Source organism: Deltaproteobacteria bacterium (assembly GCA_017302835.1).
GTDB lineage: Bacteria > Bdellovibrionota > Bdellovibrionia > Bdellovibrionales > Bdellovibrionaceae > UBA2316.
On sequence record JAFLCC010000015.1, the window covers coordinates 12365 to 29804 of the forward strand.

Here is a 17440-nt window from a genome sequence, read left to right on the forward strand (position 1 = left end):
CTTTAATTAAACGTAAGTTGTCAGTCTTAAAAGATTCAACTTTGCCATCTTTGAAACGATCTATTTAAAGAGCCTGTCCCCACCGATAAATTTATGGTGCGGTACAAAGGTCTTATTCCTATTTTTTGTCTTTGACACAGCTATATGTCCTGCTGCAATTGGAAGTGAAGTTGTTGGAAGCTTCAGACACTCATCATGAATTCTAGTTAAATTTGGAAATTATTTTTCGTCGGCTTTATAGTTAGAGCCAATTGCTATAATTAACAACTGACCCTCTTCATCAGAAGAAATTTCATTAACAACATTTAATTCAATAGATGGAGCCATAGGTACGGTCATAGCCGTATCAACACCTTTTGATTGAATCTGATTTTTTCCCATCAACACAAGTTTATTGGTATTTAAGTTGGTAAAGCCGAAGAAATTAAATTGAATATAATCCACACTATTTAAAATAAGCTCATCAGCGCTTACAGTAAGATAGGGAAACTTTATATCATCAAGTTTCCCGCAAAGAACAATAGTCTTGGCCTGAATTGTCATCACATCTTTTGTCAATGATTGTGGAATTTTTTGAACCTTTAAGGCTCTTTCTTTGGCAAATTCGTCTGTTAATTTTTCGTCACAACCAACTGCTACTAATGATTTATCTTCGACGAGATTTGAAATACTCAGTTTTTCAATCTTTGAAGACATCGCGGGTTTAAACTTATCTCCAACTACAGGTTCCGTTCCATCTTTGCCAACACCACTTTTAGAGAAAAGTGAAATCCGTATATCTATTTTGGAGTTATCTTTAACAATGACGCCCGAAATTTTGACATTTCCTGGCTGCCCACCCTGTTCCATAGATTTTTTAAGTAGGTTCAAAGTGTTTTGCAGGTCTTGGTTTTTTTTATTGTCCTCTTGAATTTTTTTATCCAAGTCTTTATTTATATCATCTGGATTTTTTACGGATCAACCGACAAGGCCAACTAGCCCTGCCAATAGAATAGAAATTAAATTTACTTTTTTCATACCAAGAACCCCTTTTTTCAGATTAAGAATTTCTATCATATGGTTTTCTTTTTTTTAATAGAAATAAACCTCTTGTTCTGTATCCATGAAAAAAGAAGTAAACATTTCAAGATTCTTTAATTAATTGTGAAAATCAATTGTTTAAGATAAAAATTCAAGCCAATTATAAAAAGGAAAGGATTATGATATCAAACTGTGCTTTTGTTGCGATAGTTTCAGCGGTGCTTTGTATTTCCCAAACAGTTTTTGCCAATCTTCAGCTATTTGAAACAAATAACCAAGTTTCACAGCATGCGTATGTTGATGGTGAAGTGCTTGAATATTTATTTGAGGATACCGAATCAACCTATGATACGGTGAGAGTAAAGGGGTTCGAACAACCAAAAAATCTTATTCTATTTCAAGAATTAAGAATCCCTTTAAAAATTAATATTTTCAAAACTGAGTCGGGGGTTCTATCACGAAGGTTGCAATTTTACGGAGCTAGCTATCGAAGTGCCGATCCCAAAAATTTTAATGCCACAGCGCCGGTTGCCTTAGAAAAAATTATTCCAAATTTTCCTGCAAATTTTGGTTACGTATATAAAAATGATCCAGCAGCTATTGGTACAACTGCTGAAATCTATAAACCCTATATGAAGAATGAGGTGGGTCAATTCGTATACTATAAGGAACTTGATGTGCATACCATACAGGGTGTGATCGATAATATTCCAAGCACACTCAAAGTGGGAGAAATATTTCAAAAGCCAGGACAAGAAATTAAATTGCCACAGGGAGTTTTTTATAATGCCGCTACGACAATACTTTATTCAGGTATTGAAACCATCGATAATATAAGATGTGGCTACTTTAAAGTTATAACAATGGGAAACAGCTTTCCCTTTGAAGCTGCTGGAAAATTGCAAATTTTATTCACGAATTATCAATATGGTTTTTATGTCCCGTTGGAAGGAGCACTCACAGGACTGCTCTATCGGGGTGAATTACAAGAGACTGTCACGGTGCCAGGGAAGTCAATCATCCAGAGACAATTTTCAATGAAGTTAATAAATCGAGAGTTAACTAAAAAATAAACCAAAATTATCATGTCTTGCAGCTATATTTGAAGTTAGTTTAGCTACTATTGTGGGTAAAATAAAATAATTTAATTCACATTTGAGCCCATTGTTGTATGTTTAAGAGAGCAAACTTCTTAAGGGAGGGATTGAATGACAGCACATAAGGGCAGTTGCCACTGTGGTAACGTTAAATTTGAAGTTGAACTGAATCTCCAGGAAGCAATGGCCTGTAATTGCTCGATCTGCCTTCGCAAGGGGACGCTCTTCTCTTTTGTTTCAGCCGACAAATTTAAGCTCAAGTCTGGGAACGAAAATTTAACTGACTATCAATTCGGGAAAAAATCTATTCATCACACCTTCTGCTCAACTTGTGGAGTGACAGCATTTGTATCTGGAAAAATGCCTGATGGATCTCCCGTCATGGCCATCAATGTGAGATGCCTCGAAGAGGTTGAGATTGAAAAATTGGTGATTAAAAACTTTGATGGGAAAGCTATTAACATTTAAACGGAGTTTAAAATGAGTTCCGTGGTATTTATAGTTATCATTATTGGTTTCGTCATCAGTTCAATTTTTAATGGTTGTTCATCTAAAAAAGATACTTCTGAAAATCAGACTCCAAATGCTGGTTTGGCTTGTCAATCTTCCCCCGTCGCCAAGGGAACTCGACAGTTTGGCATGGATATCTTAGATCAGGAGTGATATTGAAGCCGCTGGCTCGGGAACAACTTCAGGAGCCTTCTCTGATCCTTACAATGCCTTTGCAGCTTTGAATGCTTTGGCTGTATCAGATGGAATCAAGGTCACTTTATGAATACATCCCGTTGATGTTCCTGGAAAAAAACTGCCATTGGATCTAGCCAACACTAGATTTAACAGCGCCACCTTGCAGACTCGAGCCAAGGCAATGATCGATTACGTTTTTTCGCGCATTAATCCTGCAAATGTCACTCATCTAGTGATGGGGAATGAGATAGTTGAATTTACATCTGTTCCTATTCATATCGAGGAAGTTGGCTACAGTTCTTCAACAACAAATGCAGGAACTGAAGATCTACAGACCTAATCCCGAATTTGTGAGAAGTCTTTTTAGTTTACTTCAATCAAACAGGCCCTAAGTCATGTTGAGCTTTGCTTTATTTTTGTCGATCTGACCTTCTGGGAGCATTTGTATGCGAAAAGAATTTAGATCTATCCTTGTTGTTTTTCTTTTTCTATTTTCAGCAGTCACTTATTTCTTTCCATTGGCTTTGTGGTCTCTGGTTTTCTTTGGTCCCTTACTGGCAATTGGATTAAATGATTACTTTCAAACTAAACATACCGTAAGACGTAATTTTCCACTTTTTGGACACTTTCGCTATATTTTTGAGTCTATTCGGCCAGAGATTAATCAATATTTTGTTGAATCAAATACGGATGGAATGCCCTTCAGTCGCGAGTTAAGATCTGTCGTGTATCAACGAGCCAAAGGTGAGGTCGATACCCTGCCCTTCGGCACTCAAAAAGACGTCTACCAAGATGGTTATGAATGGGTAAATCATTCGCTACACCCCATTTCGGTTCCAAGCTCAACCCTTAGGGTTACTATTGGAGGACCCGATTGTCTTCAGCCTTATTCTGCAAGTTTATTTAATATCTCTGCCATGAGTTTCGGCGCCTTAAGCCAAAATGCAATCCTTGCATTAAGTTCTGGAGCCAAACAAGGTAACTTCTATCACAACACTGGCGAAGGTAGCGTCAGCCCCCATCACCTAGAGGGCGGAGGCGATCTTGTTTATCAAATTGGGACTGGTTACTTTGGTTGTCGCACTGCTGAGGGAAACTTTTCCCCTGAGAAATTTAAGAAAGTAGCTGCTAATAACCAAATAAAAATGATCGAAATTAAATTATCACAAGGAGCCAAGCCTGGGCATGGAGGAATCCTTCCTGCAAAAAAACTCTCCCCAGAGATCGCGGCCATTCGTGACGTTCCTATGGGTAAGGACGTTCTTTCTCCGCCGGCACATTCTGCTTTCAAAACCGCTCAGGAGCTCTGTTATTTTATTCAAGAACTAAGGGTTCTTAGTAAGGGAAAACCCATTGGATTTAAATTATGTGTCGGCGTTCAATCTGAGTTTATAGAAATATGTAAAGCTATGATAGATACCCAGATTACTCCTGACTTTATCACCGTCGATGGTGCTGAAGGTGGAACAGGTGCGGCACCGCCTGAGTTTTCAAATAGTGTGGGAACCCCTCTTCGCGATGGATTAATTTTTGTTCGCAATTCCTTGGTGGGATTCGGCCTTAAGGATAGAATTAAAATTATTGCCAGCGGTAAAGTCATCACCGCTTTTGATGTGATTAGAAACCTAGCTTTAGGAGCTGATCTTTGCAATTCGGCAAGGGGAATGATGTTAGCCCTAGGTTGCATTCAGGCCCTTCGCTGCAATACGAATAAATGTCCCGTAGGAATTGCGACACAAGATCCAGAGCTCATGCATGGACTTAATGTTCCTGACAAAGCCAAGAGAGTAGCCCACTTTCACCATGAAACGTTGCAAGCCGTTGCTGAAATGATGGGAGCCATGGGTATTGATTCCACGATGAAAATCAAGCCTCAATTAATTCAAAAGCGAACAGCAAATGGAATTCAACAGTATTCAGACATTTATCGATTCGCTGTAAAAAATGAATACCTAGAAACCTCACAGAAAGTAGCTTGAGTAGAATTAGCTAACTAACCATCATATCTAATTTGTTTGTGCGTAAAACATTTGGATTACTTTCTTTTAAATTTCAAAAAAAGATGTTAATAAAAAACACTAGTGAATATTAAAATCAAGTTCTGAAAGGAACTAGGTGCGATGAAATCAAAGGAAACCTTAATATCTACAGATCAAGCAAAGATATGGTTAACTGAGTTCGCTTGCCCTTTATGGTTGGATAAGGGAATTGACTGGAAAAATGGCGGCTTTTACGAATGTCTTTCTTTACAGGGCGAGCCAACTCCCTCCCCTCGTCGAGTGATGGTGCAAGCCAGACAAATTTTTAGCAGTCATTTAGCGATGAATTTGGGAATTATTTCTGGCGAACAATGTCGTGCTTCTATAAAGAAGGGTATTGATTTTATTCTACGCTACTACTCATTGCCTTCTGGAGGATTTCTGCATGCTATCGATGAAAATTTTGAACCACTTAAAAAACCAGAAGATCTTTATGGACAAGCCTTTGCGTTATTCGGCCTAGCCCATTCTTTCAAAGTATTATCTGATACTTTCTATAAAAACCGAGCCAAACAGTTGCTTGCCTATCTGAATCGTGAACGTAAGCTTCCTCAAGGTGGTTTCTCAGAAATTTTGAGCCAAGAAATTCAATATGAAGCCAACCCTCATATGCACTTATTTGAAGCTCTTTTATATTGGATGGAAATTGATTCAGATCCTGAGTGGAAAATCATGGCTGATGAGATTTTAAGTCTTTGTCTAAATAAGTTTATTGATTCTGAAAAAACATTATTAGCAGAACACTTTGATTCAAAATGGAAACCAATTCTTACAAATGGCATTTTTATATTTGAACCAGGCCATCACTACGAGTGGGTCTGGCTTTTAGGTCGATATCAGAAGCTCACGGGTAAAGAATTGCGACCTCTTCGAAAAAAACTTTATGACGTAAGTGAACAGTACGGAATTTCGCCGACCAAGAAGTGCGCCTATGATGAGGTCTCTAGTCATTTGCTTCCCCATAAAAAAACAGCTCGGTTTTGGCCTCAGTGCGAACGTATTAAGGCCGCCTTGCAATTAGGGCTGGAAACTGAAGACCGTGCGCCCTACGCCCGAACAGCTGATGAATCACTGCATGCTTTGTTTCAATTTCTTGATGTGCCTATCCAAGGACTTTGGTACGATACATGGCAGGAATCTGGTGAGTTCACAATTCAGCCAGCTAAGGCGAGTTCCTTTTATCATATTATTGGAGCCATGTCGGAGTATATCCAATTCAGAAACTTACTTGGTTGAAACGAAACTATTTCTTTTATTCCTATTTAAATATTTCATATTACGATGACTTAGATTATTTAAAAGAAATCCTCATATTGGAAACACAAATTTTATTTTAAGGAGGTTGATGTGAAAATCATAACCAAGGAACTGAAACCATCATTCTGGAACGACCTAGAAATTTTGTTTGGTAGCAATGGTGCATGCGGTGGTTGTTGGTGCATGTCTTGGAGAACTGAAAAAGGAGAGAATTGGGAAAATATAAAAGGTAACAATGCTAAAAACCGATTTAAAAAATTAGTGACCAGTGGCAAAGCTCATGGAGTCCTCGCCTATGCTGATGGAGTTCCGGTTGGTTGGTGCTCTTTCGATCGACGAAAGGATTATCCAAAACTAGATCGAGCACCCAGTTTTAAATGTACTGACGCAAACGATGTAGGGTCTATTCCCTGTTTTTTTGTAAAAAATGGTTATCGAGGTAAAGGTATAGCTGGAAAACTATTGGAACACGCTGAAAAAGTTATGAAAAAAATGAAATTTAAAATTCTAGAAGGTTACCCGGTAAAACCAAGCAAAGCCTACAAAGATAAGATTCCTGCTGCCTTTGCATGGACAGGGACTCAACCACTTTTTTTAAAGGCCGGCTTTGAAATTGTTGGAAATAAAACAGGAGGAAAACAGCGTGTACGTAAGAAACTATGAGGTCAGAAGAATAGTCCATTCATAAAGTTTGTAAGTATAAAGTTTAGCTATAATGATGGGATCATTTTTACATAAGTTGTCGGCAGTTTTAAAATCTCGTGCTTTGAAAACAATCATTCCAGCTTTCGAGGAATTTTCATTAAAACTACCTCCATATAATTCTGCATCTTTTGCAAGTTTATCTAGATAAGCCATGTGTTGTTCAAGTGTGTTCTTATCTGCTTTTTTCATTTCAGTATTTTAATCCAGTGTCGCACAATATAGTTGCTACGGTCAATAACTCTCCTGAAGGATGTGAATTCAAATAATTTACCGATGCAGCAACATTAGCTGCAGCTGAAAAACCCACATAAAGACCTTCTTTGAAAGCCAGCAGCATTCGGTAATGATTTGCTTCTTCATCAGAAACAGCCAAGTAACCATCGGCTAAATTTGAACACCAGTGTGGAGGTTTAATCCCATATCCAATTCCTTGTAGTTGATGTTTTGGTTTTGAAACAATTTTTTTTGCTAAAATTTCAGCGCCTAGAGGTTCTACAGCAAGGCACTTAATATTTGAATTTTTGTTTTTCAAAAAAGTGGAAGTGCCTACAAAAGTTCCCCCACTTCCAACGGCTGTGATAAAGGCATCTAGATTCTTGCCAAGCGAATTCCACAGTTCTGGACCTGTGGATTTTTCATGAGCTATAATACTTCCTGGATTGTTAAATTGATCAACATAATAACCATTTTGCTCCTTAGCTAAGTTAATGGCCACTTCGGTCGCCTTGGCGATATCTTTTCCAGTTACTTGCCCTGGTTCTCCATCTACTTGGTCAACTTGAAGAACTTCAGCTCCTAAACCACGCAACATTTTGACTCGTTCAAAGCTATTTCCAGCTGACATTACGGCAGTAAAAGGATTACCCTTTATGGCACACACAACAGCGAGACCTGCACCCATATTACCGCTAGTCTGTTCAATAACAGGTTTTCTAGGTGAAAGAATTTTTTTTTCGTAGGCCATTTCAATAATCGTTTTGGCAGCACGGTCTTTAACACTCCCGCCAGGTTGAACAAATTCAGCTTTTGCGAATAGTCGACCAGGGCCAGAATGCAGGCGACTAAGTTCAATCAATGGAGTATTCCCAATCATGTCTAAGGCAGAGTTATTATATGTAAACACGGTCGTACATGTAATAATGATATCTTGACGGAGTCAAGGGCCTAGCCGTAGTTTAACCTTTTGTAACTTATTTTACCTTACAGAAAACTTATCAACACAGGAGATAATCATATGATTCAAGCAAAAGGAATGGCTGCACTTTCTGCGAAAACGCCACTAGCACCTTTCACTTTCGAGCGACGCGAGCCTAAAGAGCATGATGTTGTCATCGATATTAAGTTTTGTGGAATCTGTCATTCTGATATTCATCAGGCCCGGAATGAGTGGGGAGGATCCATGTTTCCAATGGTTCCAGGGCATGAGATAGCTGGTGTGGTTCGTGCGGTAGGATCAAAAGTGAGCCGACATCAAGTTGGCGATTCTGTGGGTATTGGTTGTTTCGTTGATTCTTGCCGTGTGTGCGCTCACTGTAAACAAGAACTGGATCAATATTGTCTTGAGGGTAATACTCAAACCTATAACTCCTATGAACGCGATGGGAAATCACGTACTCAAGGTGGTTATTCTAATGTCATCGTTGCTGATGAAAATTATGTTTTAAAGATTCCAAAATCAATTCCATTAGATAAAGCGGCTCCGTTATTGTGTGCAGGGATTACTTTGTATTCGCCATTGTCTCATTGGAAGGCAGGGCCAGGAAAAAAAGTTGCCATCATGGGGTTAGGTGGACTTGGGCACATGGGGGTAAAAATTGCGAGAGCTCTTGGTGCGGAAGTGTCTGTCCTAAGTCACTCAGAAAAAAAACGTGAAGATGCCCTGAAGCTGGGGGCTCACCATTTTATTTCAACACATGACAAAGAAATTTTTAAGAAATATGCAAATTATTTTGATTTAATTATCAACACCGTTTCTTCTGCCGACATTGATATGCATGAATACTTTGGTCTCTTAAAGCTTGATGCAACGCTTGTGTCTGTTGGCGCTCCTGACAAGCCATTATCAATTTCTCCATTTCCACTCATTATAATGCGTCGAAATTTTGCAGGATCTGTCATAGGCTCCATCAAAGAGACTCAAGAAATGTTGGATTTTTGTTCTCATCATAAGATAACTCCAGAAATAGAACTGATCGCACCAGAACAGGTTAACATGGCGTACGAGCGAATCCTTAAAAGTGATGTCCGCTATCGATTTGTAATGGATATGGCAAAAATATAACAGCGGCAAACAGAAAGACTCTTCCTATTTTAAAATAGTTTCTAATAGTTGATCTATTTCAGGTTGAGTTTTTTCTCAATTTTGTCGAGGCGGACTTTCAGTGCCGCATTTTCTTCCTCTGCTTTTTGAGCCTTAACTTTGAGGTCAGCATTTTCTGCCTTTACAGAAGCAATTTCACGATCTTTAGCGGCGTCCTTGGCTTTGAGATCTTCCACATCACTTTTGATGTCTAGAATTTTGTTATAAAGTTCCTTAATGGCGGCGATAGCGACAGAAACAATCTTTCCATACTCAAGAGAGCGGTAACTGTCTCCTTACGATACTTAAGCCGTCAGTGATCGGAATCACATTGGTTTTCAAGCGACCGTCAGAGACTGTCGTGTAATTCACCCAACCACCGTTTTGATAAAACTCAAAAAGAGTCGAAGTTGTATTGTAACGAATCATTCCATTAACGGTCGTTCCCGTGAAGGTTCCTGCGCGAGGAACGATAATCGCACTGGTTGTTGTGCTTGCATCCGTAACATCTAATTTAGCTCCCGGGCTGGCTGTTCCAATACCGACGTTGCCACCATTTAAGTAAGAATCGCCACTGCCAGCTAAACGAACTGTTTGTGTTATAGTCGCATCCCAAAGATTGATGTAACCTCCCACTCCTCCCGAGGCTGAACCAATCAGCACTGTCGTATCAGTGGTTGAAGAGATTCCTCTAAGAAAAGTATTATTTTGTCCAACGCCATTTACAGTTAGACCTATTGGGCCAGAGGAGAAAGATCCTGCTTTAACTTGTCCATTTCCCACATCTAGCGCAGAAGTTGGAGTCGCCGTACCAATCCCTACGTTCCCACCTATATTTCCCATTATGATATTTCCAACGGATCCTGTTCCAGATTTTGTGCCGCCATTCAGAAATATGCTGCCACCATTATTGTTTCCAGCAATGGATTGACCTCCAGTAATGTTGACATTGCCAGCAGGGCTGCTTGATCCGGCGGTGTTCGTGAATCCACCCAGGATATTCACCGCACCTCCGGTGGTTTTACCCAAGCCACCTTGTATATTTACAGCTCCACCCGCCGTTGATGAACCACCCGACGCGTTTCCGCCCAGGAGATTCACAGGACCGCCTGCGCCACCGTTACCGCTAGTGCCTGCAGACAAATCGAGCGTGCCGCCGTTGCCAGTGAGCTTGCCTGTACCTGAAGATAAATGAATACCGCCACCCTGGGCTGCGGTTGCACCATTTGCATGAGCCCCATTTATGTAGAACGACGTAGCATTTTCGCCGTCGACATTCGTGTTGGCAATATTCAGACTTCGACCACCAACGTTTTTCGAAACCGTGATATCGCCGCTGACTTCCAAAGCACTCGAAGGTGTCGTTGTTCCTATCCCTACGTTGCCATGTCCACTTGTCCCATTGTGTGCGAGAATGGTATTACCTGGCACCCCTGCTCCGGCATTATACCCTCCAAAGAGATAAAGAGGTCCTCCGTTTGAATTTCCGCTATAGGCATTTCCGGCAACTAAATATGCTGGACCACCTGCACTTGAGGTGGAGGTATTCAAATACAAATTCCCCGCATAACCAAATCCATTTCGGCCAACTCCACCAGAGAGAGTTGCTCCACCAGGGTTCCCCCAATGTGATGAACCACTTAACGTCAAAGATCCTCCGTCACCAATCGCACCGGTATATTGGGCCTTCCCTGCCGTGATTTGAACACTTCCTCCATTGATTCCTTCACCATAGCTATTCCCTGCGGAAATTGAGATTGAGCCACCAGGATAATAACCAGACCACTGCAGTGCTGATTGCGCGACCAAGTTGATGCCTTTTCCTGCTCCGACAGTTGAAGTCCCACCTTGCACGTCTAATATCCCTGCTGGTGTCGCTGTCCCAACTCCCACATTCCCATTGGCTAGAACCGTTAGCCCTGAGCCTGCGGTGGAGTTGGATTGCAACCTAGCTAGCACGCCGCTGGTGGAGGCTCCCGTATTGGCCACGTTTAGCAAGCCATTGGTGGAATTTAGCGAGCTGTTAGAGGTGCTCACGCTCAAAAGACTTCCTGTGGTCAAAGCATTGGCTGTCAATACCATCGGGTTCTCAGTGGTGGCCGTGGACCAATTCCATGTCTGGGCGTAATTTGTGTTATCGATGCTGTTCGTGCTGGCTGCGGCAGTCAGGGCCGAGATCGCGCCACCCCCTGCGGCAGCTTGCCATGAGGGCGCGGTGCCTGCTCCGTTGCTGGTGAGCACATAACCGCTGGTACTTGCTGGCAATCGCGAAAGTGCCGAGCTAGTCGAAGCATAGAGCAAATCTCCGATCGTGTAGCTGGACTGACCCGTTCCTCCATTAGCTGCGGGGACAGCGGCGGTCCAGCTCAGAAGGCCTCCAGTGGTGGAAGTAAGTACCGAACCTGCTGTGGAGGCCACACTTCCCGGCCAGGTGATCCCGTAGCTTGTTCCTACGGATACCGATTGGGTCAAATTCGTAGCCACGTTATTTAAAATCATTCCTGCAAAGGTGGGCGAGGCGGTCGTGCGGATATCCTGCGCGGTGCCCAGGGCGATCGATCCTGAACCATTCGTGATGGTGACTCCCTGATTCGCTGCTTGAGTTAAATTCGCCAAGGTAAATCCCGAACCATTGCCAATGGCCAAAGTCCCATTCGCCGCACTGCTGGCGTTAATCCCGGTGCCTCCATATTGTGGAGCGATCGCGGTTCCGTTCCAAGTCCCTGAGGTGATCGTGCCAAGGTTAGTGATATTCGTTTGCACCGCGCTGGGAAGAGTTGAAGAGATGGAGGGAGCTCCGGCACCACTAGTTACCAAAACGCCGTTATTAGCAGTACTCAAACCACTGACCGCGCTGCCGGCTCCGGCATAGTAGGCCAGCTGGTTCGCTGAACCTGAGTTCACTGTTCCAGAACCCGATCCCGGCGAGCCCCAAGATAAATTCCCCGCCCCATCAGAACGTAGGTACTGTGTTCCTGTCGAGTCTCCTGGGGGAAGAATAAAATTCGTAATTCCTGAAAGAGTGGGTGAGGTGAATTGCAAGTAATTGGATCCATTATAAACTCGCAACTGAGTTGCTGACAGCGTTTGCCCACTCACAGTTCCCGTGCTCACTAAATTTCCCGTGGTGTTGATCGCTGCATTTCCACCGACAGTTCCGGTGTTGATCGCCGATCCACTGACCTTCCCTGCGGTGCTCAGGGTGGGGATGTCGGCTTCCACCAGCGCGGCTCCTGAGGTCACACGGCCCTTGGCGTCTGTTGTGACTTTCCCATAGGTTCCTGGAGTTCCCACATCGGGTAAACCCGCAGCAACTTGAGCATCCACATAGGTTTTGTTTACCAAGTCTGTCCCCACACTCGGAGTTCCGCTCCATGACGGAGCCGCCGTAAAAGTCGCAGAACCCGGAGTCACATACTGAGAAGAACTCCCTGCGAGCAAGGCCTGCAGGTTGGTCCATTTCGTGGCATCTAATTCAGACCCAGTTGTTGAAACACCGTCAGCTAATTTCAGCAACTGTTCTTTTTTGTATCCGCCCACCTGCATGGCTTCAATAGCTGAAGGAATAAAATTAATGGCCATCGCAGGACTCGGTTCCCACTCTCCAGCGGGGATGGTGCCATCGTTAAAATAAACTTGTAACTTCCTGCCATCGGAAGGATTTGGAGCATAACTATTTCCTGAAGCACAATAATTTGTAGGGAACGAAAAAGCACCTCGATTGGCAAAGATCTGATCTAATCCATAGGCGGCAGAATCAAGTCGAGTGCCCGAACCGTCATTGATAGTTAAAGTGAAAACCCCATCAGAGCCGCTCATGTCTTTAACTTGCACTTCCTCGTACATCAGACAGTTCTCACTTCCAATGGTACGAATTTGCAGTTTAAATTGAACGCTATTTCCTTGAACAGGCTCTCCGTTGGGATTGAGAATGCGACCGTTGTAGGTAATCCCTGCACCTATCGCAAACACTTGCGATGCAGTTAAGAAGAAAAATGAAAATATAAAAAAGATAAACTTTAGTGTTTTTATATTGGTCATATTAGAAGATAGATCGGGATATTTTGAAAAAACAAGAGACTCATTTTGAGATGAAGTGAAAAAAAATACTCAAAAAGCTCAAAAATAAGCAAAAACAAATTTAGCTGTCTCATTAGGGGATAGACTCCCGGCATGTCGCCCACATGACTTGAGCTGCTTTATAAACTAAAGATGATTGCTTTGCCGATCGGGGCTAAAGAAATCTTTGCCAATTTCAAGTGTTGAATGGCAAATGGAATTCCAATAATGGTTATTCCTAAAAGAAGAGCCCAACCCAAATGAACAAGAGCTAACCACCAACCACAAAATAGGAACCAGAGAACGTTGCCAATAAAACCTAAGAAACCAGTGCCAATATCTTCGCCAGATAGGTTCTTTCGATTTCTAACTTCTGAACCAAAGGGCCAAAGATTTAATAATCCAATATTAAAAGCGGCCCGCGCCCAAGGAATACCAATAATGGAAATCACCATAAAAAAGGAAGACAAAAACCACGAGACCGCCGTTGTCCAGCCACCGAAAAAAAGCCAAAGTAAATTCATTAATAAATTCATATTAAAATTTTTGCCTATTTCCCACCCTACCAAGGATTGATGCATTGTCAACGAATTGGCCATCTTCGACGGCAACGTCACTTTAGATAATTTCCCTTAAAGACAAAGCAAAGACAAAGCAAAGACAAAGCAAAGACAAAGCAAAGACAAAGCAAAGACAAAGAAAGGACAGAAGGGACAAGGGGTTAGAATTTTAACCAATCTATATTTAAAATATAAAGATCCTCTGACTTTGAAGATGAATTTAGCTTCATAATTTTTTCAACAGTTTGGCTCAACAGCTCGCGAATCTTCATTCCATCTTCAATGGAAATTGTCATTGGAGAGGTAAAAACAAAATCTTTGAGATATTCTAAAGTGTCAAAACGCTCAATGGCTTTTAATCGCCAGTTGATATGATGACGAGCTACCAAATTGGAACTAGATTCGATAAAAGTTCTTTTTAATCCTACCTTAAGATTTTTATCATCGTATTCAAGTAATCCCGTTGATAATAGAAAATCAATAGACTCATTGATAGTTTTCAATGACAAACCAAGACGATTTGCAACTAATTCTCGATTTTGATATTCAGGAACGTCAACAAGCAAACGTATGGCGCTATAATACCACAGTGAGTAAAATTTTGCTTTTTCAGAATCAGAAAGTATTTTATCCTTCGGTATTCTGTTTATTAAATCTAAAGAATGATCTTTAATTTTTTTTAATCTAGCTTCTATCAAAACCTTTAACTCCACACTTCCGGCTTTTTCAAATTCAACTAGGTTGAGAAAGTAATCACTTTCTAATTCGCTTAAACCAAAATATTGTGCTAATTTGGCGGCCTGCTCAAGACTGAGATCTTTATTCCCTTTGAAAATTTGACTGACACTGGTCGTGTGTAAACCAATAAATTTTGCTATGCGAAGGTATTCTCCGTGACCACGCTTAGGTAAGTTTTTAATTCGTTCATTCACATAAAGCTTATAATTAGTGTAATTAAATATATTCATTTAGTAATAATTTCGGATAGTTACAGATAAACTTTACTATTTTACCAATGTTTATGCCAAAAATTAGTAAAAGTTTATCTAGCATTGCGTCAAGGCATAGTTTATTTTCCACATATCAAATTTTAGGAGCCCGTTTAATGAAAAAACTGAATCCATTTTACATTATTGAAGTTCTAATTCTTATTTCACTCCTATTTGGATTTCATTCCCCTGCCTTTTCAGAAGGCGGCCGGAATGTTGATGGCGGTGGAAAAGTTGGCGGCGGAAAGTTTGGGGGAGGCAGCGATGCTGGTGGCGGCGGCACTTTTGTTGAATCGAAAAAATCACATCAATTTATATTTTGGGATTTATACGTCAATAACACTGAAGTCATTGACAATGAATCTGGCGATCATATTGAGATCACTGATTATTTAAATAAATCACACCCTGGAATTTGGATTGATTATAGACAATTAAAGAGTTTTCTTTATTTAAAAGAAAGATTAAGTAAATGGAAACCGAGGGCCAGAAAATTAATTAATTTAATCACTCACGATGGAATAATGCTTCGCGAGGCTGCAAGTGAATATCAAGGATTTTATTTCTTATTTCTAGGAACACCCCTGACCATAAATAATATTTATGAAATCAGTGTTCCCTCAAATTTTTCAACAAAGAATCTAAATGTTTTTTCGGGAGCCTTTTTTGATCAAAATACCGAAAGAATTTTTTTAAATTTACCTGTTTGGAATCACGCAAACTTGAAAAGCCAAGCGGCCTGTATTTTACATGAAAGAATGAGAAATATTCAGCTTGATTTTAATTTAACCAATGAAGAAGTTCAAAAAATTGTTTACTATATCATCGAAAAAGATCCAGAAGAAGTTTCTGAGTTAGATTATGATGACAATGTGTTTTCTCCGCTAAACTACGGGCCGGCTCATAGTTTATTAAATTTCCCAAAAGGTTTCACCGAGGATTTAGGAAAGTTATTTGGTTATAATACACCAGTAATTGGAAGATATTTATACAAAGAAGAAGCTATATCAAAAACTTATGAGCTTGACACAGGCTTTGAATGCCAACAAAAAAATCGAATGCCTGGTCAACGTTTGAACGAGACGTACCAATATTCAGCTATTTGTCCTTCCTTAAATACGACAGAAAAAGAAATCAAGGCCGCAGTTGATTCAGGAGTACTAACTTACGAAAAATTAAGACCTAGGAAATTAATGAGTAATGGTAAATGGAATAATGATTTTAAAAAAACATTATTCCATTTAACTCTTAATCCAAGTGTCATTTTGGATTCACATAGTTGTGTAGATATTTTAGCTGAACATAAAGATCCCACTTATTTTAACAGTTACAGGTTTCCCCTGTATTGTAGTCGGGGAAAACTTACGGGAACCGGTCGGTTATATTTTGAAACTTCATTCCAAGAAATTTTTGAAGTTGAAATTAGGGCCGATCTAAGTGTCAGTACGGATGCTGGTTCAGAAATCATATTAGATGTCATGGGAAACGAAGTTAAATTATTCTATGGCGATGTTCCAAAGGGAGTTCATAATATCGTTTTTAGATATGACTTTAATAATGAAAAAATAAATGTGGTATTGAACGATAATGGTTTATATAAAACGAATCCGCCTCTACAGCAAAGACCATTTAAAAATAAAGTTATTAAAACATCTAGAATTGATTTTATGTTTGGAATTTATAATCACTCAACTATTGAGTCAGTGCGACTATTAGATTCATTTAATAAGTAATTTTAATTATGGGGAGGTAATTCAATGAAAAATCGTTTAGAGGAACCACAAAATTTAATAGCTAAATTTTGTGGACATAATAAGTATTTGAGTACGAAGAGAACTAAAGTTTTTATTTTTCTTCTGACATTGCTCGTATCAGTTATTTCATCTTGTGGAAAAAGTCCCGACACCAATCAAAATGTAAACAATACGGGAGGACAACCTCAAAAACAAAAAGAAGAAGAGGCCATTTGTAATACAAAAAGCCCAGAGCAAAGTGAAGTTTTATTTAGCAAAAATATTTCTATAACAAGGGAGTTTCAAAGAACCATCAGATACCTTTGTGATGGTTCGGTTAAAAGTGATGAAATGGAAACCGTGGTATCACCCCATGGTGGAGATTTAATAATTTCACCAAAGGTCACGCAGGAAAATAAAAGAACAAACTATAAAGGTCATTGGAAAATTATTAATCGATCTCTTTGTAGTGGTCGAGCATCCTATCGATTTAATGATCCTGATATGTACGAAGCTGTCCTCTTTTTAGATATGTCGCCTGGATTTCTCTCTTTTCAAGTCACTGCCGGAGAAAATAATATTGGCTATGAATTTTATGCCTGTGGTAAAGTTGACGAGAACGGTTTTTGTTTAGAAAAAGGAATTCAAGAAACGGGAACAGTCATTGTTAACGTTGATTATAAGGAAAATACCAGACCTGGCACGAGAGAATTTCATCCTTCTGAGGAAGAATGCAAACCCAAACCAGTTAACAAATAACCATCGCAGGTCTAGGATCTGTTTTAAATTCAGATCCAAAATCGGCAATGAGTTGCCGATTTTAACAATTAAACTGGCAACTCATTGCCGATTTGATTCAAGAACAATTTCGAAAGTCATTGGTTTTTGATTTATTGGATGCTGATGCTTATGAGGAGTTTTTAAGACGCCCAAAAGCTCTGGGAGAAAAAATCAAATCAGATAACTCAGTTGTAATAATTGACGAAATTCAAAAA

The 17440-nt window shown here is 40.2% G+C and carries 17 protein-coding genes; 10 read left to right on the forward strand and 7 right to left on the reverse strand.

Going from position 1 to position 17440, the window contains the following annotated elements; translation table 11 throughout:
• Positions 1–219: 219 nt before the first annotated feature.
• Positions 220–924: a hypothetical protein gene (locus tag J0M15_13730; GenBank protein MBN8538109.1), complete on the reverse strand. Its 705-nt coding sequence runs from the start codon at positions 922–924 to the stop codon at positions 220–222.
• Between the two features lie 275 nt (positions 925–1199).
• Here J0M15_13730 and J0M15_13735 point away from each other — a divergent pair, with 275 nt between their 5' ends.
• The 7 genes from J0M15_13735 to J0M15_13765 all read left to right on the forward strand — a co-directional run bounded on the left by J0M15_13735 (position 1200) and on the right by J0M15_13765 (position 6763).
• A complete protein-coding gene (locus J0M15_13735; protein MBN8538110.1) occupies positions 1200–2093 on the forward strand; it encodes a hypothetical protein in 894 nt (297 codons plus the stop codon).
• Between the two features lie 135 nt (positions 2094–2228).
• On the forward strand, positions 2229–2585 hold the full coding sequence (locus J0M15_13740; protein ID MBN8538111.1) for a GFA family protein: 357 nt from the start codon (positions 2229–2231) through the stop codon (positions 2583–2585).
• A gap of 12 nt (positions 2586–2597) precedes the next feature.
• Positions 2598–2780 carry a hypothetical protein gene (locus J0M15_13745; protein MBN8538112.1) on the forward strand — a complete coding sequence of 61 codons (183 nt, stop codon included), beginning with the start codon at positions 2598–2600 and terminating at the stop codon, positions 2778–2780.
• A 148-nt stretch (positions 2781–2928) separates the two neighbouring features.
• The gene (locus J0M15_13750) at positions 2929–3144 is read left to right on the forward strand and encodes a hypothetical protein (GenBank protein ID MBN8538113.1); all 216 of its coding nucleotides are present in this window, start codon (positions 2929–2931) and stop codon (positions 3142–3144) included.
• A gap of 106 nt (positions 3145–3250) precedes the next feature.
• Entirely contained in the window at positions 3251–4783 is a 1533-nt protein-coding gene (locus J0M15_13755; GenBank protein MBN8538114.1) for an FMN-binding glutamate synthase family protein, read from the forward strand.
• Between the two features lie 141 nt (positions 4784–4924).
• Positions 4925–6079, forward strand: a complete 1155-nt coding sequence (locus tag J0M15_13760) for an AGE family epimerase/isomerase (protein ID MBN8538115.1) — start codon at positions 4925–4927, stop codon at positions 6077–6079.
• A 111-nt stretch (positions 6080–6190) separates the two neighbouring features.
• On the forward strand, positions 6191–6763 hold the full coding sequence (locus J0M15_13765) for a GNAT family N-acetyltransferase (GenBank protein MBN8538116.1): 573 nt from the start codon (positions 6191–6193) through the stop codon (positions 6761–6763).
• Here the strand turns inward: J0M15_13765 and J0M15_13770 are convergent.
• Positions 6758–6994 carry a hypothetical protein gene (locus J0M15_13770; protein MBN8538117.1) on the reverse strand — a complete coding sequence of 79 codons (237 nt, stop codon included), beginning with the start codon at positions 6992–6994 and terminating at the stop codon, positions 6758–6760. The genes J0M15_13765 and J0M15_13770 overlap by 6 nt on opposite strands.
• A gap of 1 nt (position 6995) precedes the next feature.
• A complete protein-coding gene (locus tag J0M15_13775) occupies positions 6996–7898 on the reverse strand; it encodes a cysteine synthase family protein (GenBank protein MBN8538118.1) in 903 nt (300 codons plus the stop codon).
• A gap of 144 nt (positions 7899–8042) precedes the next feature.
• Between J0M15_13775 and J0M15_13780 the strand changes: the two genes are divergently transcribed.
• On the forward strand, positions 8043–9086 hold the full coding sequence (locus tag J0M15_13780; protein ID MBN8538119.1) for an NAD(P)-dependent alcohol dehydrogenase: 1044 nt from the start codon (positions 8043–8045) through the stop codon (positions 9084–9086).
• 53 nt (positions 9087–9139) lie between these two features.
• On the opposite strand, the gene J0M15_13785 is transcribed toward J0M15_13780, so the two are convergent.
• The 4 genes from J0M15_13785 to J0M15_13800 form a co-directional block, all read right to left on the reverse strand.
• Positions 9140–9301, reverse strand: coding sequence for a hypothetical protein (locus tag J0M15_13785; GenBank protein ID MBN8538120.1), 162 nt, complete (start codon positions 9299–9301; stop codon positions 9140–9142).
• 76 nt (positions 9302–9377) lie between these two features.
• Positions 9378–13145 carry a hypothetical protein gene (locus J0M15_13790; GenBank protein ID MBN8538121.1) on the reverse strand — a complete coding sequence of 1256 codons (3768 nt, stop codon included), beginning with the start codon at positions 13143–13145 and terminating at the stop codon, positions 9378–9380.
• Positions 13146–13303: 158 nt separating this feature from the next.
• Positions 13304–13699 (reverse strand): YccF domain-containing protein, encoded by a 396-nt coding sequence (locus tag J0M15_13795; protein ID MBN8538122.1) that lies wholly within the window; start codon positions 13697–13699, stop codon positions 13304–13306.
• 185 nt (positions 13700–13884) lie between these two features.
• The gene (locus tag J0M15_13800) at positions 13885–14691 is read right to left on the reverse strand and encodes a TIGR02147 family protein (protein ID MBN8538123.1); all 807 of its coding nucleotides are present in this window, start codon (positions 14689–14691) and stop codon (positions 13885–13887) included.
• 137 nt (positions 14692–14828) lie between these two features.
• On the opposite strand from J0M15_13800, the gene J0M15_13805 reads away from it, so the two are divergent.
• Together J0M15_13805 and J0M15_13810 are read left to right on the forward strand one after the other, a co-directional pair.
• Positions 14829–16445 (forward strand): hypothetical protein, encoded by a 1617-nt coding sequence (locus J0M15_13805; GenBank protein MBN8538124.1) that lies wholly within the window; start codon positions 14829–14831, stop codon positions 16443–16445.
• A 24-nt stretch (positions 16446–16469) separates the two neighbouring features.
• Positions 16470–17204, forward strand: a complete 735-nt coding sequence (locus tag J0M15_13810; GenBank protein ID MBN8538125.1) for a hypothetical protein — start codon at positions 16470–16472, stop codon at positions 17202–17204.
• Positions 17205–17440 lie beyond the last annotated feature (236 nt).

Coding starts and splice junctions, on each gene's coding strand:
- J0M15_13805 (MBN8538124.1), top strand. CDS start 14,829: ATGAAAAAACTGAATCCATTTTACATTATTGAAGTTCTAATTCTTATT.
- J0M15_13745 (MBN8538112.1), top strand. CDS start 2,598: ATGAGTTCCGTGGTATTTATAGTTATCATTATTGGTTTCGTCATCAGT.
- J0M15_13810 (MBN8538125.1), top strand. CDS start 16,470: ATGAAAAATCGTTTAGAGGAACCACAAAATTTAATAGCTAAATTTTGT.
- J0M15_13800 (MBN8538123.1), bottom strand. CDS start 14,691: ATGAATATATTTAATTACACTAATTATAAGCTTTATGTGAATGAACGA.
- J0M15_13755 (MBN8538114.1), top strand. CDS start 3,251: ATGCGAAAAGAATTTAGATCTATCCTTGTTGTTTTTCTTTTTCTATTT.
- J0M15_13760 (MBN8538115.1), top strand. CDS start 4,925: ATGAAATCAAAGGAAACCTTAATATCTACAGATCAAGCAAAGATATGG.
- J0M15_13740 (MBN8538111.1), top strand. CDS start 2,229: ATGACAGCACATAAGGGCAGTTGCCACTGTGGTAACGTTAAATTTGAA.
- J0M15_13775 (MBN8538118.1), bottom strand. CDS start 7,898: ATGATTGGGAATACTCCATTGATTGAACTTAGTCGCCTGCATTCTGGC.
- J0M15_13795 (MBN8538122.1), bottom strand. CDS start 13,699: ATGAATTTATTAATGAATTTACTTTGGCTTTTTTTCGGTGGCTGGACA.
- J0M15_13770 (MBN8538117.1), bottom strand. CDS start 6,994: ATGAAAAAAGCAGATAAGAACACACTTGAACAACACATGGCTTATCTA.
- J0M15_13735 (MBN8538110.1), top strand. CDS start 1,200: ATGATATCAAACTGTGCTTTTGTTGCGATAGTTTCAGCGGTGCTTTGT.
- J0M15_13790 (MBN8538121.1), bottom strand. CDS start 13,145: ATGACCAATATAAAAACACTAAAGTTTATCTTTTTTATATTTTCATTT.